This window comes from Bacillus sp. BHET2, from assembly GCF_005938125.1.
GTDB lineage: Bacteria > Bacillota > Bacilli > Bacillales > Bacillaceae_B > Rossellomorea.
On sequence record NZ_VCQN01000001.1, the window covers coordinates 475,875 to 500,151 of the forward strand.

34 protein-coding genes and 2 pseudogenes are annotated in these 24,277 nt (G+C 38.5%); 34 read left to right on the forward strand and 2 right to left on the reverse strand.

The window, feature by feature from the left end; translation table 11 throughout:
* Positions 1-6 precede the first annotated feature (6 nt).
* The 11 genes from FGG79_RS02480 to FGG79_RS21610 all read left to right on the forward strand — a co-directional run bounded on the left by FGG79_RS02480 (position 7) and on the right by FGG79_RS21610 (position 5,678).
* On the forward strand, positions 7-504 hold the full coding sequence (locus tag FGG79_RS02480) for a kinase (RefSeq protein WP_138776173.1): 498 nt from the start codon (positions 7-9) through the stop codon (positions 502-504).
* 88 nt (positions 505-592) lie between these two features.
* Positions 593-1,378, forward strand: coding sequence for a DUF2268 domain-containing putative Zn-dependent protease (locus tag FGG79_RS02485; RefSeq protein ID WP_138776174.1), 786 nt, complete (start codon positions 593-595; stop codon positions 1,376-1,378).
* 178 nt (positions 1,379-1,556) lie between these two features.
* On the forward strand, positions 1,557-1,751 hold the full coding sequence (locus FGG79_RS02490; RefSeq protein WP_138776175.1) for a hypothetical protein: 195 nt from the start codon (positions 1,557-1,559) through the stop codon (positions 1,749-1,751).
* Positions 1,748-2,062 (forward strand): hypothetical protein, encoded by a 315-nt coding sequence (locus FGG79_RS02495; protein ID WP_138776176.1) that lies wholly within the window; start codon positions 1,748-1,750, stop codon positions 2,060-2,062. Before FGG79_RS02490 ends, FGG79_RS02495 begins: the two co-directional genes overlap by 4 nt.
* A 15-nt stretch (positions 2,063-2,077) precedes the next feature.
* Positions 2,078-2,368 (forward strand): RNA polymerase alpha subunit C-terminal domain-containing protein, encoded by a 291-nt coding sequence (locus FGG79_RS02500; RefSeq protein ID WP_138776177.1) that lies wholly within the window; start codon positions 2,078-2,080, stop codon positions 2,366-2,368.
* 259 nt (positions 2,369-2,627) lie between these two features.
* Positions 2,628-3,521: a cidABC operon transcriptional activator CidR gene (cidR, locus tag FGG79_RS02505; RefSeq protein ID WP_138776178.1), complete on the forward strand. Its 894-nt coding sequence runs from the start codon at positions 2,628-2,630 to the stop codon at positions 3,519-3,521.
* A 204-nt stretch (positions 3,522-3,725) separates the two neighbouring features.
* Positions 3,726-4,262 carry an acyl-CoA thioesterase gene (locus tag FGG79_RS02510; RefSeq protein ID WP_138776179.1) on the forward strand — a complete coding sequence of 179 codons (537 nt, stop codon included), beginning with the start codon at positions 3,726-3,728 and terminating at the stop codon, positions 4,260-4,262.
* Entirely contained in the window at positions 4,259-4,633 is a 375-nt protein-coding gene (locus FGG79_RS02515) for a hypothetical protein (RefSeq protein WP_138776180.1), read from the forward strand. The genes FGG79_RS02510 and FGG79_RS02515 overlap by 4 nt, the downstream gene beginning before the upstream one ends.
* A gap of 163 nt (positions 4,634-4,796) precedes the next feature.
* Positions 4,797-5,108 carry a hypothetical protein gene (locus FGG79_RS02520; protein ID WP_138776181.1) on the forward strand — a complete coding sequence of 104 codons (312 nt, stop codon included), beginning with the start codon at positions 4,797-4,799 and terminating at the stop codon, positions 5,106-5,108.
* A 95-nt stretch (positions 5,109-5,203) separates the two neighbouring features.
* The gene (locus tag FGG79_RS02525) at positions 5,204-5,494 is read left to right on the forward strand and encodes a DUF4190 domain-containing protein (RefSeq protein ID WP_171050759.1); all 291 of its coding nucleotides are present in this window, start codon (positions 5,204-5,206) and stop codon (positions 5,492-5,494) included.
* A 37-nt stretch (positions 5,495-5,531) separates the two neighbouring features.
* Positions 5,532-5,678 carry a hypothetical protein gene (locus FGG79_RS21610; RefSeq protein WP_171050760.1) on the forward strand — a complete coding sequence of 49 codons (147 nt, stop codon included), beginning with the start codon at positions 5,532-5,534 and terminating at the stop codon, positions 5,676-5,678.
* Between the two features lie 65 nt (positions 5,679-5,743).
* On the opposite strand, the gene FGG79_RS02530 is transcribed toward FGG79_RS21610, so the two are convergent.
* Complete coding sequence (locus FGG79_RS02530; RefSeq protein WP_138776183.1) at positions 5,744-6,337, reverse strand: TetR/AcrR family transcriptional regulator; 594 nt, start codon at positions 6,335-6,337, stop codon at positions 5,744-5,746.
* 168 nt (positions 6,338-6,505) lie between these two features.
* Between FGG79_RS02530 and FGG79_RS02535 the strand changes: the two genes are divergently transcribed.
* The 22 genes and pseudogenes from FGG79_RS02535 (at position 6,506) to FGG79_RS21990 (ending at position 22,975) form a co-directional block, all read left to right on the forward strand.
* Complete coding sequence (locus FGG79_RS02535; RefSeq protein WP_138776184.1) at positions 6,506-7,501, forward strand: NADPH:quinone oxidoreductase family protein; 996 nt, start codon at positions 6,506-6,508, stop codon at positions 7,499-7,501.
* A 240-nt stretch (positions 7,502-7,741) separates the two neighbouring features.
* A complete protein-coding gene (locus FGG79_RS02540) occupies positions 7,742-8,179 on the forward strand; it encodes an NUDIX hydrolase (protein ID WP_240794183.1) in 438 nt (145 codons plus the stop codon).
* A gap of 46 nt (positions 8,180-8,225) precedes the next feature.
* Complete coding sequence (locus FGG79_RS02545) at positions 8,226-8,753, forward strand: GrpB family protein (RefSeq protein ID WP_138776185.1); 528 nt, start codon at positions 8,226-8,228, stop codon at positions 8,751-8,753.
* Positions 8,754-8,862: 109 nt separating this feature from the next.
* On the forward strand, positions 8,863-9,273 hold the full coding sequence (locus FGG79_RS02550; protein ID WP_138776186.1) for a GNAT family N-acetyltransferase: 411 nt from the start codon (positions 8,863-8,865) through the stop codon (positions 9,271-9,273).
* A gap of 521 nt (positions 9,274-9,794) precedes the next feature.
* Positions 9,795-10,736, forward strand: coding sequence for a DUF6454 family protein (locus FGG79_RS02555; RefSeq protein WP_138776187.1), 942 nt, complete (start codon positions 9,795-9,797; stop codon positions 10,734-10,736).
* Positions 10,737-11,095: 359 nt separating this feature from the next.
* Positions 11,096-11,563: a GNAT family N-acetyltransferase gene (locus tag FGG79_RS02560; protein ID WP_138776188.1), complete on the forward strand. Its 468-nt coding sequence runs from the start codon at positions 11,096-11,098 to the stop codon at positions 11,561-11,563.
* A gap of 277 nt (positions 11,564-11,840) precedes the next feature.
* Complete coding sequence (locus tag FGG79_RS02565) at positions 11,841-13,628, forward strand: M3 family oligoendopeptidase (RefSeq protein ID WP_171050761.1); 1,788 nt, start codon at positions 11,841-11,843, stop codon at positions 13,626-13,628.
* A 239-nt stretch (positions 13,629-13,867) separates the two neighbouring features.
* Positions 13,868-14,695: a GNAT family N-acetyltransferase gene (locus tag FGG79_RS02570; RefSeq protein WP_138776190.1), complete on the forward strand. Its 828-nt coding sequence runs from the start codon at positions 13,868-13,870 to the stop codon at positions 14,693-14,695.
* A 77-nt stretch (positions 14,696-14,772) separates the two neighbouring features.
* A complete protein-coding gene (locus tag FGG79_RS02575; RefSeq protein ID WP_138776191.1) occupies positions 14,773-15,051 on the forward strand; it encodes a hypothetical protein in 279 nt (92 codons plus the stop codon).
* Positions 15,052-15,312: 261 nt separating this feature from the next.
* Positions 15,313-15,837, forward strand: coding sequence for a DinB family protein (locus tag FGG79_RS02580; protein ID WP_138776192.1), 525 nt, complete (start codon positions 15,313-15,315; stop codon positions 15,835-15,837).
* A 48-nt stretch (positions 15,838-15,885) separates the two neighbouring features.
* Positions 15,886-16,350 (forward strand): GNAT family N-acetyltransferase, encoded by a 465-nt coding sequence (locus tag FGG79_RS02585; protein WP_138777546.1) that lies wholly within the window; start codon positions 15,886-15,888, stop codon positions 16,348-16,350.
* A gap of 77 nt (positions 16,351-16,427) precedes the next feature.
* Entirely contained in the window at positions 16,428-16,715 is a 288-nt protein-coding gene (locus FGG79_RS22380) for a TIGR04104 family putative zinc finger protein (protein ID WP_171050762.1), read from the forward strand.
* A 284-nt stretch (positions 16,716-16,999) separates the two neighbouring features.
* On the forward strand, positions 17,000-17,158 hold the full coding sequence (locus FGG79_RS21615; protein WP_171050763.1) for a hypothetical protein: 159 nt from the start codon (positions 17,000-17,002) through the stop codon (positions 17,156-17,158).
* Between the two features lie 62 nt (positions 17,159-17,220).
* The gene (locus FGG79_RS02595) at positions 17,221-17,496 is read left to right on the forward strand and encodes a hypothetical protein (protein WP_138776193.1); all 276 of its coding nucleotides are present in this window, start codon (positions 17,221-17,223) and stop codon (positions 17,494-17,496) included.
* A 27-nt stretch (positions 17,497-17,523) separates the two neighbouring features.
* Entirely contained in the window at positions 17,524-17,856 is a 333-nt protein-coding gene (locus tag FGG79_RS02600; protein ID WP_240794233.1) for an HIT domain-containing protein, read from the forward strand.
* Between the two features lie 197 nt (positions 17,857-18,053).
* Entirely contained in the window at positions 18,054-18,797 is a 744-nt protein-coding gene (locus FGG79_RS02605) for an MBL fold metallo-hydrolase (protein WP_346764040.1), read from the forward strand.
* An 81-nt stretch (positions 18,798-18,878) separates the two neighbouring features.
* Entirely contained in the window at positions 18,879-19,502 is a 624-nt protein-coding gene (locus FGG79_RS02610; RefSeq protein WP_138776196.1) for a kinase, read from the forward strand.
* A gap of 240 nt (positions 19,503-19,742) precedes the next feature.
* Positions 19,743-20,057, forward strand: a pseudogene (locus FGG79_RS22385) (PAS domain S-box protein); the annotation flags it as partial.
* Positions 20,058-20,189: 132 nt separating this feature from the next.
* Positions 20,190-20,480, forward strand: a pseudogene (locus FGG79_RS22390) (methyl-accepting chemotaxis protein); the annotation flags it as partial.
* Between the two features lie 251 nt (positions 20,481-20,731).
* On the forward strand, positions 20,732-21,433 hold the full coding sequence (locus FGG79_RS02620) for a hypothetical protein (RefSeq protein ID WP_171050764.1): 702 nt from the start codon (positions 20,732-20,734) through the stop codon (positions 21,431-21,433).
* Positions 21,434-21,794: 361 nt separating this feature from the next.
* Positions 21,795-22,181 carry a hypothetical protein gene (locus tag FGG79_RS02625; RefSeq protein ID WP_205688794.1) on the forward strand — a complete coding sequence of 129 codons (387 nt, stop codon included), beginning with the start codon at positions 21,795-21,797 and terminating at the stop codon, positions 22,179-22,181.
* A gap of 23 nt (positions 22,182-22,204) precedes the next feature.
* Positions 22,205-22,975, forward strand: coding sequence for a hypothetical protein (locus FGG79_RS21990; RefSeq protein ID WP_205688796.1), 771 nt, complete (start codon positions 22,205-22,207; stop codon positions 22,973-22,975).
* Between the two features lie 59 nt (positions 22,976-23,034).
* On the opposite strand, the gene FGG79_RS02635 is transcribed toward FGG79_RS21990, so the two are convergent.
* Complete coding sequence (locus FGG79_RS02635; RefSeq protein ID WP_171050765.1) at positions 23,035-23,490, reverse strand: hypothetical protein; 456 nt, start codon at positions 23,488-23,490, stop codon at positions 23,035-23,037.
* A gap of 503 nt (positions 23,491-23,993) precedes the next feature.
* Between FGG79_RS02635 and FGG79_RS02640 the strand changes: the two genes are divergently transcribed.
* Complete coding sequence (locus tag FGG79_RS02640) at positions 23,994-24,263, forward strand: hypothetical protein (RefSeq protein WP_138776200.1); 270 nt, start codon at positions 23,994-23,996, stop codon at positions 24,261-24,263.
* Positions 24,264-24,277: the final 14 nt, after the last annotated feature.

A 24,277-nucleotide genomic window follows, 5' to 3' on the forward strand; every position in this document is an offset into this window, starting at 1 on the left:
GAAGTCATGGAATCTACACTCATTATACTAAGAGGAAATTCAGGTAGTGGAAAAACAACGATTGCAAAAGCACTTCAGGATCATTTCGGACATGGAACCCTCCTTGTTTCTCAAGATACCGTTCGGCGGGATATGTTGAAAGTTCATGATAGAAAGGGAAATCTATCACTTGATTTGATCCGTCAAATTACAGAATACGGGAAAGGTAAATGTGAGTTTGTCATTCTCGAAGGGATTTTAAGTAATGATCGTTACGGCGAAATGATTCACGATTTAATCCAGTACTATAATGACAGAGCGTATGCCTATTATTTCGATTTATCCTTCGCGGAAACCTTCAGACGGCATAATACCCGTTCAAAGGGGAAGGAATTCGGGGAAGAATCTTTACGTGCTTGGTGGATAGAAGAAGATGTCCTTGGGATGAAAGGTGAAACGATGATTGGTAATGAGATGACAGAGGATATTGTTTTAAGCATGATTCTAAACCAAGTTCAAAGGTGATTGAATTTAATGTGAGTACGCTGTATTTACATTAGAGAAAACATTTTGTGATTGTATGGGAGCATTATAGCCAAACTGGATGGAGGGCATGATCATTCGAATCGAAGCTGTGAACATAATACCAAGGGTAAGTCAGATGAAACGATTCATTTATGAGTTACAAGAAAAAGGTATTGTTGAAAGAGAAGGGTTATTTACAGAAGTATTTCAGGTATCCAAAGAAGAACTTGATTCGTTGTTGTTTTTTGGAATGTTCAATATTCATGCAAACGTCCATTCTCTAAAAGTGCAAATTGAAGAATTATGCACTCTTGACTATGAGTACTTCATTTACACTGAATTAGTTTCCTTACAAACGAAATATCCTTCTTCGAAACCCATAAACTTTGAGTTGTTTCTGCTAGATGAAACCGATGAATTTGTGAAAGGAAAGCTTGGGGGAGTATCTGCCTTTACGGATTGGAATGGAAGAATGTGTTTTATCGTCGAACCACATGTGAAAGTGAGGGCTGCATTAAAGTCGGTAATCTTTCACGAGTACCATCATCATTGGAGAATGAGTCAGTTATCGATTGCTGAAGAGGATGAAACTCTACTGGATCGTTTAGTGTTAGAAGGTTTAGCAGAGCATTTTGTACGAGTGGAGTTGGGCGAAGCATTCCTTGGACCATATAAAGATGCTCTTTCGGAAACCGATGCCCGAATGTTATGGAATACGAAATATAAGCAGCATATACACGAAAAGGGGGAAGCTACAGACTCTTTTATGTTCGGGTGTGAGGAGATGGGGCTACCCTTTTGGGGTGGATATTCTTTGGGGTATCATCTTGTCGGATGGTACATAGATGAGCACAGGGAACAAAGGATCGAATAATTAACCTCATTACCTTCAATAGTTTATACAAGATGAAATAAAAGTAAGGGAGGAACATTGAAAAACTCATTGAGGAATTCTTTTTTTTGGAGGATCGCATTTACTCGAAAAGAACCTTTGAATTTGTTAACAATTTTTGGAATAATGGATAATAAGCAACGAATAGTGGAGGGATTGGATGAACATAAACGGGTATCTCATTCGATTAGCGATCACCATTATGGTGATATTTGGTGGAACGTTTACGATTCATTTTGTCAAAACGGGAGAAGTATTGATAGATCAGTTGCTAGGGGCTTCTGTTGGAATAATTCTTCTCGTGGCATCATGGGTATGGAGGAAAAGGAATATAAGGGGTGGAGAATTAATATGATCGGGTTACTCAATCTTGGAAGCCTATTGCTGGGACTGCTCGCTTGGATTCTTCCAGTCATTAATCTCATGCGATTTAGGGGAAATGAGCATAGAAGAGGGGTCGCGTTTTCCGTATTGAGCATGAGTGCGTGTGCTATATCACTATGTTTCCAGATGTTTTATCACTATCATCTAGTCATTATTGAGGATTGGTCAGCTCTTATGGACATAACGGGGGTAATGGTGACCATCGCGTCAGTGCTTCTCATTGGTACGGTTGGATTAAATACAATGACTCTGATCTTGTATCAGAACCGAGTCCCAGAATAATAAGAGTGAGGTATAATCATGACTTCAAAAGAGAACGTGAGAATGTGCGACAACGGGCATAAATATGTGAAAAAGAGCGATTGTCCGTCCTGCCCTATTTGTGAAGAAGAACGAAAACCGGAAACAGGATTTCTTTCTGTTCTTTCAGCACCAGCCAGAAGAGCGTTGGAAAACAATGGAGTGACGTCTTTAGAGGTGTTATCAACATTCAGTGAGAAAGAAATTCTCGCCTTTCACGGTATGGGACCTTCCTCTATACCAAAACTTAGGAATGCGTTGGAGGAAAGGGGATTATCGTTTAAGTAAGAGGGAATTGAAGTGATCAAGCATCATTATTAAAGTCTTTATTGAAAGTATTAAGAAAAAGGGAACCCCAAAAATAATGGAGTTCCCTTTTTCGCGACCAATCCGGTATTATGCCCCGGTTAGTATAGATAGACTCTCCTTGCTATGAAATACGGAATTCTTCATGTCTTTATTTTAACGATAAGTGAATATACAATAGGTATGCTAATATGGATTCATATAAAAATAAGTGTAGCATCGAAAAGAAATAGGTGAGTATATGGACATCAGGCACTTGAAATATTTTATCGAAGTGACGAGATTCAAGAGCTTTACACGGGCAGCAGATTCTTTGTTTGTGACCCAACCAACCATCAGTAAGATGATCAGGAATTTAGAAGAAGAGCTTGGGGTGGAATTGTTCGATCGGTCGAGGAAGCAGCTCATGTTGACAGATGCAGGACGGGCGATTTTGAAGCAGGCCCAGACGATTGATAAAGCATTCGAGAATGTTCAGCATGAACTGGATGATCTGATTGGACTTCAGAGGGGGCATATTCGCATCGGGCTGCCGCCGATCATGGATGCCGGTCATTTCATCAAGGTGCTGGGGGAATTTCATGCATTGTATCCTGGCATCACATTTCAGCTGATTGAAAATGGGACGAAACGAATTGAAGAAGATATTATAGGCGATCATCTTGACGTAGGGATTGCTGTCCTGCCGACAACGGAAGACAATTTTCATCACTTTTCCTTCATGAAAGAAGAACTCCGGGTCGTGGTGCCTAGAACTCATCAGTTGGCTTCTCGGAAGCAGATTAAATTGAAGGAACTGGAGAATGAATCGCTTATTCTCTTTAATAAGGACTTTGCATTGAATGACCGGATCAGGGGAGCATGTAAAGAAGCAGGTTTTCTTCCAAAGGTTGTGTCGGAGAGCTCTCAATGGGATTTCATCGGGAAGATGATTGAAGCGGGACTCGGGATTTCTATTCTGCCTACGAGTGTCTATAAGTTGCTGAAAGAGGATCTGATCGCCATCCAAGTAGTGAAGCCGGTGATCGAATGGGATCTTGCGATTATTTGGAGAAAAAATCAATATTTATCGTATGCTACAACAGAATGGTTGAAGTTTACACAGGAACGATTGATAGAGAGCATCTCGGATTGAGAGATGCTCTTTTTTGTTTTTAATAAAAATAATTTACCTGATTTTAGAAAAAATCATATTGATTTCACTTGAATGAAAGCCGTTGCATAGACAGTGTCTATGCTGAAGATAATGAACATTCATTTCACTTATCGCACCTGCGGGCGTACACTTTGGTTATCAAACGTTTGAGAAACCAAATAGCACAGAAGGGATTGGTCTATAATGTCAAAAACGAAGCATCCAAAAGAAAGTCTGGTCGTGAATACCGATCAGGTTATGATCAATGACTTAAACAACTACAATACTTTGTTCGGCGGTGTTTTGATGAAGAAGCTGGATAACAATGCCACGTTATCTGCAAGACGTCATGCCAGAGTTAAGGAATGTGTGACAGCGTCCACCGATTCCATCGACTTCCTATATCCGATTCATCAATCCGATTCGGTGTGCGTTGAATCCTTCGTCTCATATGTCGGGAATAAGTCGATGGAGATCTTCTGTAAAGTGATTGCCGAAGACATGATCACAGGGGAAAGACGAATCGCAGCAACTGCCTTTCTTACCTTTGTCGCATTGGATGAACATAAAAACTCGATCAAAGTTCCGGAAATTGTGCCGGAGACAGCTGAAGAGAAATTTCTCTTCGAATCAGGGAAAGAACGGGCTGAAAGAAGACGGATCAGACGAAAACACAGTAAAGAACTCATGGAAATCGTAGGATTGGAAAAACCATGGAATATGGGAGGAGAGGCATCATGACAACAATGGTAGCAGGAATGAACGAACTGCACGAAGCAAAAAAAGATGTGGAAGAGTTAAAACAGGAATTTCCTGAATTGAATGAGCAGCTGGTCCATGTTGTAAGCCTTACGAGACAATTGCAGCTAAAATACGGGTATATGGGTTCATTATTAAGAGACAAAGAGTTGCCGGACTATGAGCCCCAATTTGTAAGAGGTTCGATACTGGACTTGTATCAGCAGGAAGTGAGGAAACTGAAGGACAATCCGAATATCTCGAAGCTCAAGAACATAATGAAAAAACATTGTCAAATCACTGATTCGAAGCTGTTCTTGTTGATCTTAGGTGCAAAGCCTGAGTTGCTTCAAGGGTCAACGATAATAAAATGATTCTTTAAAGCAGGCAGTTGAAAATCTGCCTGCTTTTCAATTCGTATATATGATTGCAGAAAAAGTAATGATCGCCTTTATCGTGATTCTTACATATATTTATGACTGAAGATTGAAACTTTTTAAGTTTGATATCGTAAATGTAAGAAAAGGGGGATTTCACTTGAAAAAATTATCAGTAAGATCTTTATGTTCTGCTCTGGTTATTGCATTATGTGTGTGGATTGCGAGTATGGTGTTTTCATTTTCCTATGGTGAATGGAGTTTCTTCATCGGCCTTGGATTAACGGTTGTGCTTTTCTTTTTTAACAGTAGTGGTGGCACTTTATCCAAGGGAGCTACGATGCAGGCAAGTGAGGCAGGATGGAAGATTCAGAAGGATAATGAACTGAAAGCAAATGTAGGGGCCGTTTTTTATGGTTCTGCGTTATTTACGCTTATTAGTTTTGTTTTAATGTTAGTCACGTTCTTGTAGCGAAACACAGGAATGTTATATGGGTTCTCCAATTGGATAAATGTTTTCTAAGTTTATGAAAATAGCAATTTCAGATGAAAAGAGGAAATGTACTAATGACGAATGTAAATATGGTAGAAAAAAATGTTACAAATGGCAAGGCTACAACCGGAATGATTTTGGGGATAGTCTCCATTTTGACTGTGATTATTCCATTTATCGGGATTATCCTGGGTGTAGTTGGTTTAATTTTTGGTATCATAGGAAGGAAAGAAATAAAGCGTTTTAATCAAGAGGGGAAGAAGATGGCTATTGCAGGTATCATTTGTAGTGTGATTGGTATACTACTACCTATCGTTTTGATTATTTTGACTTTAATGGCTTATATGAATCCTGTATCAGTATAACTATTTGATAAAGTGCTCATTTATAAGGGTACCTAAAGTGACTACAGGATTAATTATTTTGGGCATTATTCTAATTATTGCAGGTTTTCTAACACCAATCGATTCCGGTACAACCATTTTGGTGTCGTCCATTCTATTTGTGATTGCATTTGTGCTATCACTTAAGAAGAAGAGAAGACTTTAGTAAAATTGAATAGAAAGAGAGACCAAACGGACCAAAGCTGGCCCGTTTGTTGTATACATAGAAGATTATTTTTTGAAATTTAAAATGCGAAGAATCGACTCATAACACATAGTTCGATAATACCCATGCAAGCTCTCATCATCCTTCATTAACCACTGAATTAAGCTGCCATCAATCATACATCGAATACTGACGGACGTTTGCTCGATGTTGTCTACTTGAAACACATTTTCTTCGATTCCTTGAGTTATAATTTGCTCGGTGATGGACCGGCAGTTTTGATAGAATCGTTGATTGATTTCTCCGTACTTCTGATCATTTTTTACTTGTGCTAAAAAGTCCAGGTAGACTCGATAGAAGCTTTTATTTTCTTCCGGACTGATGAACACCTGGTTGATATAGGCTTCAAGCTTTTCAATCGCTGTTTCTTTTTCAGCAATCGATTCGGCTTCTTTTTCATATATTTTTGTTGTAATCCATTCGAATAAGTGAGCGAATACATCCGCTTTATTTTTAAAATAATAGTTGGTTACGCCCTTACTGACATCTGCGTAATTGGCAATATCCTGCAGCGTTACAGATTCATACCCTTTTTCAGATGCTGCCTGAAACGCTGCCTTTAGTATTTGTTTTCGTCTTTGTTCCGCTTTTTTAGCCATTGTGACATCGAACCTCCAGTTAAAACCTACGATAAGTATACTAGATATTATTGACTTGTACGAGTGTTTTATACTGACCAGACAAAATAAATTGACCGGTCAGTATAAAATATACTATGATGAACGAGCAAAGTATTTATGAATAGATTCGAAAGGGGACATATTGACATGTCAATACAATTTAATGCTCTTGTTGTGAATAAAAAAGAAGACGATTTTTCAGTAAAGATTAAAGAACTATCTGTTGATGACTTACCAGCCGGTGATGTGACAATAGAAGTTCATTATTCCAGCGTCAATTATAAAGACGGTTTAGCGAGTATTCCGAATGGGAATATTGTGAAATCCTATCCATTTGTGCCCGGTATAGATCTTGCAGGAATCGTGGCTTCATCAAACGATTCTCGGTATAAAGAGGGCGACAAAGTAATCGTGACGAGCTATGAACTTGGTGTTTCCCATTTCGGTGGATACAGTGAATATGCGAGAGTCCCTGGCGATTGGGTGATACCACTGCCGGAGCAATTGACACTGAAAGAATCGATGACCTTTGGGACGGCAGGATTTACAGCAGCACTTTCCATCCATCAATTAGAAGAAAACGGTCTAACTCCTGAAAATGGTCCCGTATTAGTGACAGGGGCCACAGGCGGCGTAGGAAGCATGGCCGTTTCAATGCTTGCCAAACGAAATTATCACGTCATTGCAAGCACGGGAAAAGAATCAGAATATGATTTCTTAAAGAAACTAGGGGCAACAGAGGTCATCTCACGTGAAGATGTAACCCCTGAGAAAATTCGTCCGATCGGAAAACAGAAATGGGCAGCTGCCATTGATCCAGTCGGCGGTAAGACATTGGCTTCTGTATTAAGCAATACTAAATACGGTGGGGCGGTAGCGGTAAGTGGATTGACAGGGGGAGTAGATGTACCGACCACTGTGTTCCCGTTTATCCTTCGAGGTATCGATTTACTAGGGATTGATTCAGTGTATTGCCCTAAAGAGTTAAGAGTCAAGTTGTGGGAGCGAATGGCAACGGACTTAAAGCCTGAAGGACTAACTGACATTGAACAGGAAGTGTCATTAGAAGAACTTCCTCAAACCCTAGCTGACATCCTTGCTGGAAAAACAAAAGGGAGAACAGTCGCAAATATCAGGGAATAGAGGAAAGACTGTATCAAAAATAAATTTGACTGAAAGGGGTTGATCTCATTCGAGATTAACCCCTTTTTCTTTGAGGAAGTGTTAATTGAATCATGTACCATTATTAATTATATCTTCAAATCGTTATTTAAAGTTTACGAAAACAACCTCTTAAAATGATTGATAAAAAACCCATTATTTGAAATAATTGGTATGTTCAGTATTTCTTCTTGAACAAAAAATACGAGCGGGGGAATTCTCTTGGCATCCAATCAACATCTACAAAATATCTACGTACCACCAAAACATATCGTATCAGCAGCAACGATCGTCCTGAATGAAAAAAAGGAAGTCTTATTGATTAAGAGTCCGAGGAATGGCTGGGAAATGCCTGGTGGGCAGGTGGAAGAGGGAGAATCTTTGAAGGACGCTGCAATCCGTGAAACCAAAGAGGAATCAGGTATTGATGTAGAAATAATGAAATTCTGTGGAATCTTCCAAAACGTAAGGGCATCTATTTGCAATACTTTGTTCTTAGCAAAACCGGTTGGTGGCGAGTTTACCACTGCTTCTGAAAGTGAGGAAGTGGGGTATTTCTCCATTGAAGTGGCATTGGAAATGGTGACGTTTAATAATTTCAGGCAAAGGATTGAATATTGTCTGGATGAGAGTGCTCATCCGTTTTATATAGAGTTTTAAGTGGTGAGAGGCAAGCATCCATTTGTTCAACAGGGGGGGCTTAACATTGTCTAGTATTGAGATCTGTGAGTTTGACGATCACTGGACAGAGACATTTCTGTCATTAAGAAAAGTATTTGAAGGAAGTCTAGGTGACCTAATGATTCGAGTAGAACATGTAGGCAGTACAGCTGTAAAGGGTCTTGGGGCAAAGCCGATTTTGGACATCGATGTGGTGGTAGAAAATGATTGTGTGTTGCCTGCAGTTAGTCATGCTCTTGAACAGATTGGATACTTTCATCAAGAAGAATGGAGTTTTGAAGGCAGAGAATCTTTTGGGAGACAAGATCATTTTACACCTTGGGATGGACACAAGAAGAATTGGATGGATCATCATTTATACGTTTGCACGAAAGATAGTTTGGAATTGGCAAGACATCTAGCTTTCAGGGACTATCTTAGGAGCAATCCAGAAGCTGTTGCTGAATATGACAAGACCAAAAGAAGGCTAGCTGAAAATTCCACGGATAGAGCTGAATATACAAAAGGTAAAACGGACTTTATTACAAAGATTTTAGATAAATCCATGAGTTGATGGAAAGGAACAGCTATATTCATATAAGGCTTAATGAGCCCAAATATGAAGAAACTATTCCATTGAATACATTCAGAGGAACCCCCTTTGAAAAGGAGATGATTGGTTTTTGATTAAGATTGAGGGAAATGACAACTACCCTTCAATTAAACAGCTATTGTCCTATTCAACGTCTAACGCCGAACATCATTTTGAAAAATACCTTCAATCACCATCCGGAGAATTATTTGCACTCGAACATGAAGGGGAAATGGTGGGATGCATAGGGGTTGAATTTATCGGGCTGACTACGTGTGAAATCAAGCATCTAGCTGTATCACCACGAGTTAGAGGAAGAGGAATGGCCAGTGAAATGATTCAAAATATCATAGACATGCATAAGGTAACAAATGTTTTGGCAGAGACAGATAAAGATGCAGTCTTGTTCTATCAGAAGTTCGGATTTACGATCATTAGCTTGGGAGAGAAGTATCCAGGGGTTGAACGATTTTTGTGTGAGTATTCCATCGATCGTAGATAGGTTGATCTACTTATCAAAATTCAAGGGGGAGTGTTGATCTATGTTCAAATCTGAAATGGTGAATAGAGTACTATCATTAACACTATATTGGTGCGTGGTGATTTTCGTCGTAAGCCAGAATAGCAGCTTGATTCATAACCCCCCTTTCATTCTAGTAACTTCCGTCCTTCCTCTTTCTTTCACAGTACATCAATTAATGAGGATAGTAGAGCTGATAAAATAGATTGAGCTGTAATATTTCTATTGAATCCAAAAAAATTAACAAGAGTATTCTGATGGTGATTGCTCATAATTCGCAGGGCGGATGTGCATTCTTTGCGAATAGTATGAACTAATGGTTAGTGTTTTTAACCTCTTATCTTCAAGTGGGTCTGTAATAAAATGTTCACAAAGCTTAACCCTCACTTAACTGCAGAAAAATATCTCTTTAGTAAGATGAAGAAGTCAAAAATTCAAAAAGGTGATTCTATTCATCGATTTGGAGAGTACTTAATTTTTATTGCAGATGAGGAGGATGAAAATTGAAAAAATTAATGATTACACTGGTTATTGCACTTTCGATTGGTACCACTACAACGGCTTTCGCTTTTCCAAATGCCGTTCCTTATGGAAAAGAAGGAAATCAGCTAGAAAAAAACGTGAAGAAGCTTTCTCGTAACACCCAATGGGAACAAAAGGAAAAGGTAGATCTACAATTCAATACATTTCATCCACAAGGAATGACTAAAATCGGAGACCTTTACTATATGACCTCTGTAGAAATAATTGAAAAACCTGTAAAGTATGACCATCCACAAGAAGGATACGACCGTTCAACAGGAAAAGGAATTGGACATTTGTTCGTTTTCGATAAAAAAGGTAAGCTCTTAAACGATTTGAAGCTCGGTGAAGGAGATATCTACCACCCAGGAGGTATTTCTTATGATGACGAATCCATATGGGTATCTGTTGCCGAGTATCGGCCTAACAGTAAATCTATCATCTATAAAGTGGATCCGGAAACACTGAAGTCGGAAGAAATGTTTAGAGCAAATGACCATATTGGAGGTATTTTACGAGATGGGAAAACAGGAAAGTTAAAAGCAGTAAACTGGGGTTCAAGGTCATTTTATGAATTCAATAAAAAAGGGAAGGTAGTAAGTAAATCCAATAATCCAAGTCACTTTATCGATTATCAAGATTGTGAGAGTTCTAGTAATGATAATATGATATGTAGCGGGATGACAGAATTCCACCAGCAAGGAAGTTCTGAAGGTAAATATGAATTAGGTGGAATAACGTTGCTGGATATGAAATCAATGGAAATTGTACACGAGCTGCCTATCACAATGACTTCACCTCAAGGTCATGTGGTGACTCGGAATCCTGTCTATCTTGAAAATGCGGATAAGGGAATCACATTATATGCTGTACCGGATGATGATCAATCCTCCATGCTAATATATGAAGCAGAAACAAAATAGGGTAAAAAGACCACATTGATTGTGATAGTCATCTGTACCATTTTGGGGTGCATATCATTGACATGAAATTAGAAACGTCCTGTGAATTGGCACAGGGCGTTTTGTTTTATATCAAAAATTATTCCTTCTTTATTCGGTGGAAGATAGACTAATCAACAAGTAATTCCCACTGTCAATTCTGGTTTCATTTACAAAGAGAGTTATTAATTTGTTTCCTTTACTTATGGTAAAATAAGTTAATGAAGAAAGTTGATTTAGCTGAGGTTAATACGTTTAGGCGATTCTCTGATCATTTTTTAGAAGCCTGTGGGAATTCTTCAGCGGATATAGAATATTTCATTAAGGTAGGAGGTTCACAGATGATCCAACCCAAACTAAATTTTGCCCCTTTTCAGTCCAAGTACGCAGAACAAACCGTGAAGATGTGGAGGGAGAGTAAAGAACAAGCTATTGGACAGAAAGAGAAACATAGCTTTGAAAATCACCTGTATTTTTTAACGAATATACTACCTGAACAATTTCAAATTGATGTCGCACTAATCGGCGAAAGCGTGGTTGGAATGGTGGCTTATAGTGAAACGGAAATTAGTCAACTTTACGTCCACGTAGGATATCAAGGAAAAGGGATCGGTCAGATATTATTAGATAGAGTGAAAGACCGGTCCACTGGGAGATTGACATTGTACACATTTGACGTAAATAAACACGCCCAACGATTTTATGAAAAGAATGGATTCAAAATTATAGGAAGAGGACATGAAAATGAAGAGAATCTTCCTGATATTCAGTTTGAATGGAAAATAAATGATTATGAAAAAAGAAAGTGAATGCTAATGTCTTCATTTTGAGTGGTTGACGCAAGATAAAGTGATTGAATTTGTAGAACGGTAGACTGATCCATTCGTAGAGAACGTGAATCGTATGTTTGAAGCGCACATTTAGGATCAACATCCTATAGATTCTACTAAATGAAGCCATTGACACTTGCTAGTTCAGTAGGCGTGAAGAGAATTTCCGTTTTCATCCATAAACTCAGTCTGGGGTCGGATGAAAATAATTCCAATTACCGTTACGATTTAGATAGATGAATAGGGAGGGATGATTTTGACGCAACTGCAAACGAAGAAGTGGAATCTAGCACGTGTACACCCAGGCGATGGCGAGAGTCCGATACAAGAACAAATCCAAGAAATCCTTTTATATATTGACGAGACACAAGGGGAATTGGGAAATTACGTTTCAATTGAAACTGCCGAGGCGGTTGAGGTGACTGGTCGTGTACAAGAGCTGTATACGAAGGTATTTGATATGGATGAATATATTTTTTGCATCAGAGCGGAAGATGTTCATAATCAGAAGGCGCAATCCTTTGGTGATCAGAGCAATCGGGTAAAGGCGAAGATGGATACACTCCTCCTCGCGTATTCTCAGTATCTTGCTCGTATCCCCGAGGAGAGTTGGCAGGCGTTTCTCCAGCACCCGGCTATTGCAGGAATGGAAAGATTTGTGACAGAACAGAGGAAAAAAGTGAAAGATCAGTTAGATCCTGATCTGGAAAAGGTGATTCATTCCCTTTCGATTCATGGTTTTGACGGATGGGAAGACCATTATATGGAGGAATTCGCTCGTCTTACTGTGCCAGTAAGGAATGACGATGGTACTGAGAATCTCTCATTTGATATGGCCTATGTACGTGCGATGCTTTCCAATGACCGAGAAACGAGACAGGAGATCGCTGGATCGCTTTTGAAGGTTTGTCGTGAAAATGAAGATCGTTTCGCATCGATTTTCAACCATTTTGTGGGGTATCGCAATGAACTATACAGGTTAAGAGGCTGGACAAACCCGTTGAAAGAAATGTTGGAACAAAATCGGATCAGTGAAGCGTCAATCAACAGTATGATGCAAGCACTCCACAAGAACAAATCTTTGCTGCATCGATTTTTAAAAAGAAAAGCAGAGCTAACACAAGTCGAAAAGGTGAGCTGGTATGATATTTATGCCCCGACTTTCACTTCTCAGGCGACCTTGACTTACGAGGAAGCCGCCGATATCGTAATCGGGCGATTCCGCGATTATAACGAGAAGCTAGGAAGGTTTGCTGAAAATGCGTTCGCTGATGGCTGGATTGATGCGGAGCCTTCTAATGCCAAGCGACACGGTGCATTTTGTGCATCCTTCCCTCAATCTAAGGAGAGTCGTGTGATGCTTTCCTTCACAGGATATTACCAGGATGTCGTAACCATCGCACATGAGCTCGGCCACGCTTATCACAATTCGCTCCTGTATGAAGAACCTGGATTCTCCCATAAAGTTGGCACAGGACTTGCTGAAACGGCCTCGACGTTTGCCGAAAACCTCGTACTAGATGCTGCGATCGATTCAGCCCCAACACAAGAAGATCGTCTATCACTGCTCGAAATGAAAATCACCAACGGTCTGAAATATATCACATACATTCCGGCCAAATTCGAATTTGAGCAACGTTTTTATCACAAGCGAAGAAGTCAGAAGCTGTCAGCCAGTGAACTTGTTCAGCTAATGGAGACAACAGAACGGGACTGGTTTGAGGACTCACTGGAAGAAGTCCATGCACATAACTGGATGTCGATTCCCCATTACTTCAATACAGAAAAAGCGTTCTACAACCTGCCCTATACGATTGGATACTTGTTCAGCAACGGCATGTATTCTCTCTTTCAATTGGAGAAAGAAACGTTTCCCAAACGATACGATCAGCTTCTGCGGAGTTCTGGAAATCACTCCATGGAGCATCTCGGCCATCAGTTCTTACAGCAGGACTTGTGCGCCCCATCCTTCTGGGAAACGGCTATTAAACCTTTGGAGGAAGCGATTATTCAGTATCTTGAAGAGACGAAAGAGTATTGTTGAATGCGTTGAGCCTGGTGTGTACCGGGCTCTTTTTCTTTGAAATGGGAGCGGGATCTGTATGGATATTTCAGTCATCTGGATATGCGTTTCTTGCATTATTGTTTCAGTGGTTAAAAGAGGGGACTTTTCATTAAATGGACAGTTATTTGAATTAAGGATTGTCTGATAAGTGAAAATTTGAAATAATTGGTAGTAATTCCAATGTCAGCTTATCTTAAAAGGCGAGAGGATGATAACGAATGATTTCAGAGCTTAAAGCGTCTGAATTTTATAAGTGTAAAGAATTATTATATGAAGAAGGACACCTAGAACCAAAGGCTATAATTGAAGGGAAGAATTCTGGTCGCATATTTGTAGATGATATTAATGCACCAACCTCTGGATTAATTTGGTTGGGAAGTAATAATGGCTTTATCTTCATTGGTAACGAAGAAAATGAGGGGTTTAATTTCGAATTAAACAATTTTTTTAATACAGTAATCAAATCTGATGCCAATAAAGTTGGTTTAACAGCTTTTGAAGCCATAGGTAACCATTCGAAATGGAATGAGACTATCAAAAAAGTATTTGGCGAAAATTTGAAAAGTTATAATCAAAGGGTTTATGACTTGCAAAAGGATCATTATAGAATACAAAATGAACCTGTATTAGAGCAAGGCTATGAAGTTAGAAAAATCACAAAAAACATCTTGGGAAATGAAGGTTGTTTAACATTTAAAAACATTGGATTTTTGAATTCGAAGATTTTAGAGTTTTGGACTTCATTTGAAAGATTTTTAAATAATGGTATTGGGTATTTAGTTGTTTATGAAAGTGAAATTGTAAGCGTTTGTTTCTCAGGAGCAGTAGCTGGAAATGTACATGGTATAGACATTGAGACTTTAAAACATCATCAAGGAAAAAAACTTGCACAAAAAGTAGCCCATTCTTTTGTGCAAGATTGTATAGAGAATAATTTGACTCCATATTGGAATTGTATGGAGGTAAATATACCTTCTAATTCTGTTGCTGAAAAAATAGGATTTAAAAATAAATTTAATTATATTTGGTATAGTATCCCTTTTTGAAGGGGAATTGCTGAACAAGCAACCACTAATAGGTTGCATCATTCAATGGCAGGTCAATACTAACGGGGGAGATTTCTATGTGGTGGGAGTATTATGGAGACGCGGTAATTGCTGTATCAACATTGACTGCAATTTTGCTTTTGACTTCTATTCATTTCTTTAGTGCGAAAAGTAAAAAAGGGTTCTTAATTCCTTTGTCTATATCAATAATAGGTTATATATCCTTTGTAGTAGGTATTGTCTTTATCAGAGGGTGGAGTGGTATGGGATTTATTGTCTATGGCTTTATAATAATGGGCATAGGTGTCGGATATTATCTTGGAGTCGGAGTATATAAAAAAATTAGGTACCAATGAATAATGTGTGGTGTATATGCCACTAGCGATAGCTTCCTTCATTTTTACGATTGTGGTTCAAACTAATACAATAATAAAGTAATCATCCTATTATAGGGCGTATCTGAGATAAGATAGGTTATTTTTGAAAAAATCGTCTTGAGTTTGTTGGATGAAATTGAAATAATTGGTATTGAGGAATATTTACTCTATGAAAAGTAGACAGGTTTGTTAAAACGATTTTAAAAAATAAGTGTATGACTTACAAAAGGGGTAGTAGATATGCTAAGTAAACCAGAAACGAACGAGTATCCTCGGTATTATAAGGAATATGTGAACAATGTACCAGAAGGAGCTCTTGACCAGATTCTTGAAGTTCAACTAAAGGAAACCATGAACTTGTTGAAAGATTTAAGTGAAGAAATGGCCGAGTTTCGGTATGCTCCAAAAAAGTGGACAATCAAGGAAGTCATTGGTCACATAACTGATACAGAGCGCATTATGTGCTACCGCCTTCTCTGTATAGCCAGGGGAGATCAAGAGATGCTGCCAGGATATAATGACGATGAGTATGTGAGAAGGGGCAACTTTAATCGGTTTTCCTTACCAGAGCTATTACATCATCAATCTCTTGTCCGTCAAAACACCATTATCCTTCTATGCAGCATGGAGGAAGAAGCATTGCTCCAACGTGGAAAAGCAAACGGATCCGAATTGACCGCCCGTGCTATTGCTTACATTATTGCCGGGCATGAGATTCATCATCGAACGCTGATAAAGGATCGATATCTAAACTCCGGTAATTGACATCGCAATGGTTATAACAATCGGCATCAAGGGGGAAGTAAATTGGAGATGCAGATAAGAGAAGCCACCAAGAGTGATTATGAAGTGGTTCATCAAATGCAAAAACAAGTTCACGAAATTCATACAATGGAAAGACCAGACCATTATATGATGGCGGATACTACGTTAGACATGGAATATTTCAACAACTTGATAGATGGTGAAAACACAAAGGTATTCTTATTAGAAGAAGACCAACCAATTGCTTATACAATCATTACAATCAAGAATACAGAGGAAAGACCCATTTTAATTCCAAAGAAAGTTGTCTATATGGACGATTTCGGTGTTGATCGTAAGTACAGAGGAAAAGGAGTGGGGAAACTATTCTTTGGGAAAATAGTAGAGTTCGCAAAGAGTATCGAAGCAGACTCATTAGAGCTAGGCGTGTGGGAGTTTAATGAAAATGCGATAAAATTTTATGAATCAATGAATCTAAAGACAAAAATGAGACGGATGGAAATAAATTTATAATGCTTCTCTTGTTCTATTAATGGGGATTTAATAGGAAGTACATCATTCAAGAAACTCTACTATCGAGGTGTTTTAGTTTGCAGAAATGCGATAAATGTACGAATCAATTTAGCTGGAGTGAAATCTATAAATCATTTATATGGACATACAAACCATTTGAGTGTAATAACTGTGGAACGGAACACAGAATAACCATCTTTGGGAGAGTATCTTTTGCTTTTTGCACAATTGTCCCTTCGACGACCTTTATGAATTTCCTCTCCCCTTTCGAAAATATCATTCTAACTCTTGTAATAGGGATGATCATACTCTTGGTTGGTTCGTTGTTAGTACCATTTTTTGTTAATTATAAGGGGTTATTTTGAGATTTTTCTATCTATCGCTTCAAGGTAGAGTGCCATAAAGGGAGTCATTTTGGCTCAGACTTTTGTTTTTGCACTTTTTTACGGAACCCAGAAAACCGTTATGCATGAAAAATAATGTAAATCCCCGAACTGTGAAGGTATAAAAACGATTCATTTCTTTGCGTCATTAAGATGATCATTCTAATTTGTATAGATTAGTATTGTATTACCCTCATCATTTTGAAATAATTGGTATATAATAAATAGACTGAATTATCGATAAAATAAAGCAGGGAGGTAAGGATATGCTGTGGTTAATTATTGCACTTGCCGTGGTATCTGGAGTCATAAGTGCATTCTTGAGGAGGAAAAGCAGCTTTGATGCAAGCAATGAGCATGAAAGACAAATTCAAGAAGAAGACCGTGTTAAGGCCGGTAGCTGGTTTAACGGTGGGGGTCAGTAGGCTGTACTTAATGGCATAAATAGCTTGAAGGGAGTCCGAGACCATCTGGAGTCCCTTTCTTTATGGAATTGAGGTGGAAGAGCATTAAGGTTTTAAGAAGAGTAAATATTGTGATTGGCTTGGTTGCATTAACCATAGGCTTCTATCATTTTTTTATAGAGAATATCGATTTCTCTATGGATCGCATTCTATTATTTTTAGCTCTCATGTATGCGTTGTTTGGGCTTGAAGGTGTTAAAGGTGATGAGAAAAATAAGGTTCTTGCTTATACCTATTTATTGGTTGCAGTAGTTATTTTTTCGGGATTAATTATAGAGTTTTTTAAAAGTTTCGATTGAAAAATGTGCTTGAGGAGGTTATGTGTGTTGAAGACAGAAGACTTTTATTGTGATGAAGTGTTAAGTGGAAAAACAGAAGTGAATAAAGTGTTGGATACAGAGAATGTATTAGCCTATCATCATACAAGGCCGTTTTATCCTGTACATATTGTGGCAATTCCTAAGAAACATATCCCGTCCTTCCTTCATCTGGAAGAAAGTGATGATGGATTATTGCTAGAGCTCCTCAGGGTCATCAGGGAAGTAGCTGCTACGGTGACGGAAGAAAACGGGGCTTGTAAGGTGATTACCAATATTGGTGATTATCAGGACTCCAAACATCTCCACTTTCACATCGTCGCCGGCAAGCCGTTGAGGTAATGGCTTCACGCCTGGATTTTTAATACAGGAGGATTGTTTTATGGAAATGGTGTTTGATTTATTAGTTGGTGTAGGAGTAGTTTTTTTAGTGTTGATCTCATTTTTGGTTTATACGATATTTAAAAATAGGAAGTAGGCGGAATAAGATGATTCAATACAACAAAAAAAATTGTACGGTTTTTCAAAGCTCTTTATACATGACCACTTCGGCAGTAATAGAAACAGATGAGGCTGTTATAATGACGGATCCGAATTGGTTGCCTGTAGAGGTCGAAACAATCAAGCAATATGTAGATGAGATTTTGGGTGACAGGCAGCTCTATATTATCTATACACATAGCGACTTTGACCACATCATCGGTTCAGGGGCATTTCCGGATGCAAAGGTAATCGCTACATCTAAACTAAAAAATAAACTAAATAAAGAAGAAATTATCCGGGAAATACATCAGTTTGATCAGATGTACTATTTGAAGAGAAATTATGAGCCAGAATATCCGTCTGTTGACATTGAGGTTTCACATGACGGACAGAAACTGGAGATAGGTTCTGTTACGTTGAGGTTTTATCAAGCACCGGGACATACCGATGATAGTCTGTTCACGGTTATTGAACCGTATGGAATCTTTCTTTCAGGCGATTATCTGTCTGATGTCGAATTTCCATTCATCTTTGGCACGTATAAAGATTATGTAACGACGATCGCTAAGGTTGAAACCATTTTGAATAACCACCAAATCACTCTGCATGTGCCAGGACACGGCAATACTACAGAAAATCTTGAAGAGATTAGAAACAGATTAGACTTATCTGCCTTTTATTTAAGAGAACTTCCTGAAGAAAATAAGGATCTAGAAGGCTTTTTGCAAAAGGAGTACCCTTTTTATGAAGGGATGAAAGGGAATCATGCAGAAAATATAAAGGTAGCTTTCCGAGAGTGAAGTAGACATGGAGATTAAGAAACGAGTATGGAAGATTAACATGAGTTCGTTTCACTGAAGGAAAGAGAGGTTCAGAAAGAAATGTCTATAGCCCAAATGGCAGAAAACATACTATCTTCCTATCAAACTCACAAAGGGAAAAATCGTCCTTACATTATCGGAATTGATGGGCTCGGGGGAGCAGGCAAGACCACCTTTGCGAAGGACCTGAAACATGAGTTGGAGCATCGGGATTATCATGTAACCATCCTGCATATCGATGATTACATTGTGGAATCCAAGAAACGGTACGGAACGGGATTTGAAGAGTGGCAGGAATATTATTTTTTCCAATGGGACATTGAGTTGATCCAGTCAGAGCTCTTTGAGAAGCTGCATCAGCCTAAGTGGGAGCTGACGTTACCATTCTATGATCAGTCAATGGATAAAGTAGTAACGAAACAAATGGACATTCCTCCTTCTTCGATTCTAGTGATTGAAGGTGTCTTTGTACAAAGGAAAGAATGGAAATCTTTTTATGATTTTACGATTTTTATAGACTGTCCCCGGGAAGTGAGAGTGGAGAGAGTGTTGGACCGTGATGTGTATCTTGGTGAGTACGGGGCTAGGGTAGAGAAGTATGAGAGGAGATATTGGCCGGCTGAGGACTATTATATGCAGAATGAAGAGCCTGTGAAAATAGCGGATACTCTTCATCGTTTGTAAGTATAGATTCACACATATTGAGTGATTTCTGCCCCATAAATTTCCCCTTTGAATGTGCCACTGGAAAAAGAAATCCATTGAAGTTTTCTGAATGCAACCGATAGGTACAGTATGTAACGAGGTTGCATTTGCGAAATTAGGGGAAAAGGTGGTCATATGATGAATCATGCAACGATTAATAAAAGCACTCAAGTTTTAGATCCAATATCCATAGTGGCATCGCTTGAAAAAAACTTGGCAATGATAGAATTCGATACAAATCGAAAAGTGATTTGGGTAAATGATAATTTTTCACAAGCGATTGGGTACAATGGGAGTGAAGTTATAGGGATGGATCATCAGGAATTCTGTACTCCGGATTATAGGAATAGTCAGAAATACACAGAATTATGGAATGATCTTCGAGCGGGTAAAAAGTTTCAAGAAAAAATCGAAAGGGTGAACAAGCAAGGTAAACGAATTTGGCTTGAAGCTACCTATATTCCAATTTTGAACGAGGATCGTAAAGTTCATGCCGTTTTGAAAATTGCTACAAATATTACGAAGCGTGAAAATATCACTCTAGAATTGATCGATCAATTGAAACGTATGCCAAAGGAATTGGTGAATGTGGTGATGGAGAATTCTTCTGAAAAAAAGAAAGCCATTCTTTCACTGGAAAATCAAATCAATTTAATTGATGAGACCTCTAAATTGATCAAAAATATTTCTGCCCAGACCAATTTATTAGCATTGAACGCCGCTATTGAAGCTGCGAGAGCAGGAGAGCATGGCAGAGGATTCAATGTTGTGGCGCAGGAAGTTCGTAAATTATCAGGAAATGCAGATGAGGCCATTAAGGAAGTCAATTCCAATATCGAGCATATAACTAAAGAACTTTCTAACGTACATAGAATAACCGAAGAGCTCCAAAAGATGGTCTCGGAAACCAAGCATACATTTGATAAGACAATTGCAGAATTCGAGAAGATACAATAATCGTTCTGATACGAAAATAGGAGAAAAAAATCCAGTTAGAACCGTCTATTCGCTACTGAAAAAATAATGAAATTCAAGGGAAGCTTATCTTAAATGAGGTAAGCTTCTTTTTTGAATTAAGCATTGTATAAATGATCGAATTTTGAAATAATTGGTAGTGATCATCTTTACAAGATGTTGAGTATCGGTGAAAAAGTCAGGAAAATCATGACTTAAGAGCATAATCATTTTAGGGAAAGGGGAGCAATCTTTTGGCGACTTGGATGGTACATTTTAGAATTGCAGAGAACCTATTAAAAAAGGGTTTACTAGCATCTGAAAAGGAGTTTGTAGTAGGGAATATCGGGCCGGATTGTGGATTGCCTGATAAAAAGACAGGAGAATTTTATCCCGGGAAAGATGTAACCCACTTTAAAGAAAATAATAAAATCAGCCCTCGATTGTTTTTAAATCAATACATGCAGAAAGAGACGTTCGATTTTACCGACCCACGATTATCCTTCTATTTAGGATGTTATCTTCACCTAGAAACCGACGTGGAATGGAGTCGACTGCATACGGAAAAGAAGAAAGAACGTGTATATCAAGATATCCTTGGAACTTCAGAATATACGAGGTTGATTAAACGAGACTGGTATGGAGCTGATTTTGTTTATCTTCATGAGCATAAGGACTCAATCTTTGAAAATGTCTTTCAACATATCACGAGTTTCCCAGATTATCTGGATATTTTTCCTGCTAATCAGATTTCAAAACAGATTAAGCGGATTACTGAGTTTTACAATGGGGATTCGTATGAAATGGTATTGGATCCAGATTATAGGTTTGACTATTTAACCCCTGATGAAGTGTCTCAGTTTGTGCAAGAGACAACGGAGAAGTTGGTTCATATCCTTAATACTATCTTTGCTGAGCAAAGAGTTTGGGATAAAGATAAAATGTTGAATCGTTAATCCATCAGCAGTGTTAGGGCATGATTTCAAGGAACAACATTAATGGAGACAAATTAATTGACAGCTATATGAAAAGGATTAGACTCGTCAAATGATGAGTCTTTTTATTATTTTGAAAATGTTCCTAATAAAACGAGAGTCAAATTGTGGATTGTTCATGACTTTACTATCTGATTGATTAGATTGAGTAATAAAAGTGATGAGGGAGCTTTTTATGTAAAAATTTATCTTCGATCACAATTAACTATATTGTAAATATGTAAATTCACTCAACTAATTAATAAAAATGAAACAGATAAACTAGTCCCACATTAAGGCATTATGAATAGTATTTATAATAAGACAAGAAAGGAGTTTTATAATGGATACAAACGAAAAAAAATTAAAACAATCTGAAGAATGTGACTGTGGTGAAGGATCACCCGTAGTCCAGCAAGAACAAGGCTGTACGGATACGGTCAGTCAACAAGTGTGTGTTGAAGCAGTAGTCACTATAACACCGAATGTTACACCAGGAGAAGCAATGGTTACATGTGTTGGACAACCAGCAGTAGGAACGACTTGTGAAGATCTTGGATTTACTCCAAGCGTTACGATCCCTGGCTCCTGTACGACCACATTCGCACAAGTGCTTTGCGTTAATATCCCTCTTACCTTCAATGCAGAAGTACAAGCAACCCCTGGACAAGTTGGATGCGGACCTGCATTTAATGTTCCTAACTGTCCTGTTCCACAGGCGAACAAATAAAAAATTTAGAAAGGAGAACATTCATGGCAGCAAAAGAAAAACAAACGAATCTACAGCAAGAAGAAGGATGCACGGATATTGTCAGTCAACAAGTATGTGTAGAAGCAGTTGTTACGATCACACCAACCGTTACGCCAGGTGAGCCTATGGTAACATGCGTCGGGCTCCCAGTAGTGGGAAGGACGTGTGCGGATCTTGGATTCACTCCAAGTACCACGATGCCTGGCTCCTGTACAACAACATATGCCCAAGTGCTTTGCGTTAATATCCCTCTTACCTTCAATGCAGAAGTACAAGCAACCCCTGGACAAGTTGGATGTGGACCTGCTTCTAACACCCCTAACTGTCCTGCACCGACTACCTGTACTCATTCAATCGGTTTTTATCAAAACAATCAGGAGGTTACCAATGCTCTCATCGCTTCTGCAGGTGGCGCTATTATTCTTGGAAGTGACAATACAGGTTTAAGTCTGACTGCAACAACTGCAAACGCAGAGGATATACTCTCGATTAATGCTCCTATTCCTCCTACTCCTGAGGACCCTCCATTCAGAGGACAATACCAAGCGTTATATGCTCAGCTGTTAGCAGCCAATCTCAACGTATTAAGTGGTGCAACATGTACGTTTGCTACCGAAACCATTGAGAGTGCAAATAATTTCTTGTCATCATCCCCACCAGAAGGGCTAGCTGGTGCTCCTGCATTTACCTCGGCATTAACATCGTATAATGAAGGAACAGCTGAAGGCTGTCCAGCTATGTGCTTAGAATCTGGATGCGATTGTAATAATTAATAAGTACAATAGGTCAACAGATAGTATAATAACTATCTGTTGGTTTATCTTCTAATTCATTAGTTGGATTGGGGAGGATCGATAGGACAAGGACCTGCTTCTCCATCATTACAAGCAACCTTTTTGGGCTTTACCTTTGCTTCAGCCGTAAATTCTAATGGAATTTCAATACATAGCTTTTGGCTTACAAGAAAACTACATGATTCCTCTTCATGATGATCCGACTTAGGTGATTTATGTTCTTTGTGATGGTGATGAGGCTTTTGATTGCGGTCCTTATGTTTGATTTTTTCTATCTTTGTATCTCCACATATGACCTTGGGTGTTTTCCCGATTTTCACATTCGGTTTGATCGTTACAACGGCTTCTACACAAACATCCTGGTGAAGAATCGTAATACATGTTGAAGTATTGATGATATCTTCCATCTCTTCAAGAATCTCTTCCTCTTCTAATATGCTATTTTTATCTTCTTGCCTTTTTGGGTCAGTTCCATCATTCATAATCAGAATCATTCCTTTCTCTATATACAGACACCTACTTATTGTTAGTAAATGTTCGAATCACATTTTTTGAGTTAGGCAATGATGGAATTCCGCTAAAATAGGCTACCCAGAGAGGACAAGTTGTTTGAATGATGTTATCGCTTTTTTGCTGAAACTTACAATGAGTAGAATATACATTATAAAAATGCCGATGCATTTGTAGGTCTCACTTTGTGAAAATGGTCTAACATTTATAAATGCTATTTGTTTGTAGAAATTAAAGTGGGAGCAATTTATATAATCGAAAAGAACGGACAGGATTCTTGCCTTTAACTGACGAAAGTATATTAGGAACACTCCATTTCAGATTTACAATCGATTGACTACAAAGGATGGATGAAATGAGTCGCATGGATGTGTAGTTATCATAATGGAATCACCTTAATAGGGGGTAACTTGATTCAATTTGGATTAATGCCCCCCTGTTCGGGCTAGTGCGATTATAAACGAAAAACGAGATGGAGGTATAGAAGATGGATATGAAACAAGTATTTCGTATGCAATTGGATGCCTGTCAAGCAAGCGACAAGACCAATTCGATCTTCGAGATTATCAATGACCTTATTTACTACAATCAACGCTTTTTGAATCGATTAAAAAACATTGAAAATGGAAAAAACTCAAGTGAAAATACATTTAGTGTAGATTCCCACTGTATAGAGTGTCCTGATTTTGGACAGTTTTACATTTTTCCTCCTTTTCATAGCGAATACATCAAGCATGGCACATTTCTTGCAAGATGAAATAGAGATTAGAC

Coding starts and splice junctions, on each gene's coding strand:
- FGG79_RS02635 (WP_171050765.1), bottom strand. CDS start 23,490: ATGATTCTGATTATGAATGATGGAACTGACCCAAAAAGGCAAGAAGAT.
- FGG79_RS02535 (WP_138776184.1), top strand. CDS start 6,506: ATGTCAATACAATTTAATGCTCTTGTTGTGAATAAAAAAGAAGACGAT.
- FGG79_RS02625 (WP_205688794.1), top strand. CDS start 21,795: ATGGATACAAACGAAAAAAAATTAAAACAATCTGAAGAATGTGACTGT.
- FGG79_RS02595 (WP_138776193.1), top strand. CDS start 17,221: ATGGAATTGAGGTGGAAGAGCATTAAGGTTTTAAGAAGAGTAAATATT.
- FGG79_RS02570 (WP_138776190.1), top strand. CDS start 13,868: ATGATTTCAGAGCTTAAAGCGTCTGAATTTTATAAGTGTAAAGAATTA.
- FGG79_RS02640 (WP_138776200.1), top strand. CDS start 23,994: ATGGATATGAAACAAGTATTTCGTATGCAATTGGATGCCTGTCAAGCA.
- FGG79_RS02490 (WP_138776175.1), top strand. CDS start 1,557: ATGAACATAAACGGGTATCTCATTCGATTAGCGATCACCATTATGGTG.
- FGG79_RS02605 (WP_346764040.1), top strand. CDS start 18,054: ATGACCACTTCGGCAGTAATAGAAACAGATGAGGCTGTTATAATGACG.
- FGG79_RS02560 (WP_138776188.1), top strand. CDS start 11,096: ATGATCCAACCCAAACTAAATTTTGCCCCTTTTCAGTCCAAGTACGCA.
- FGG79_RS02580 (WP_138776192.1), top strand. CDS start 15,313: ATGCTAAGTAAACCAGAAACGAACGAGTATCCTCGGTATTATAAGGAA.
- FGG79_RS02480 (WP_138776173.1), top strand. CDS start 7: ATGGAATCTACACTCATTATACTAAGAGGAAATTCAGGTAGTGGAAAA.
- FGG79_RS02530 (WP_138776183.1), bottom strand. CDS start 6,337: ATGGCTAAAAAAGCGGAACAAAGACGAAAACAAATACTAAAGGCAGCG.
- FGG79_RS02575 (WP_138776191.1), top strand. CDS start 14,773: ATGTGGTGGGAGTATTATGGAGACGCGGTAATTGCTGTATCAACATTG.
- FGG79_RS02485 (WP_138776174.1), top strand. CDS start 593: ATGATCATTCGAATCGAAGCTGTGAACATAATACCAAGGGTAAGTCAG.
- FGG79_RS21990 (WP_205688796.1), top strand. CDS start 22,205: ATGGCAGCAAAAGAAAAACAAACGAATCTACAGCAAGAAGAAGGATGC.
- FGG79_RS02515 (WP_138776180.1), top strand. CDS start 4,259: ATGACAACAATGGTAGCAGGAATGAACGAACTGCACGAAGCAAAAAAA.
- FGG79_RS02525 (WP_171050759.1), top strand. CDS start 5,204: ATGACGAATGTAAATATGGTAGAAAAAAATGTTACAAATGGCAAGGCT.
- FGG79_RS21615 (WP_171050763.1), top strand. CDS start 17,000: ATGCTGTGGTTAATTATTGCACTTGCCGTGGTATCTGGAGTCATAAGT.
- FGG79_RS02610 (WP_138776196.1), top strand. CDS start 18,879: ATGTCTATAGCCCAAATGGCAGAAAACATACTATCTTCCTATCAAACT.
- FGG79_RS02495 (WP_138776176.1), top strand. CDS start 1,748: ATGATCGGGTTACTCAATCTTGGAAGCCTATTGCTGGGACTGCTCGCT.
- FGG79_RS02510 (WP_138776179.1), top strand. CDS start 3,726: ATGTCAAAAACGAAGCATCCAAAAGAAAGTCTGGTCGTGAATACCGAT.
- FGG79_RS02585 (WP_138777546.1), top strand. CDS start 15,886: ATGCAGATAAGAGAAGCCACCAAGAGTGATTATGAAGTGGTTCATCAA.
- cidR (WP_138776178.1), top strand. CDS start 2,628: ATGGACATCAGGCACTTGAAATATTTTATCGAAGTGACGAGATTCAAG.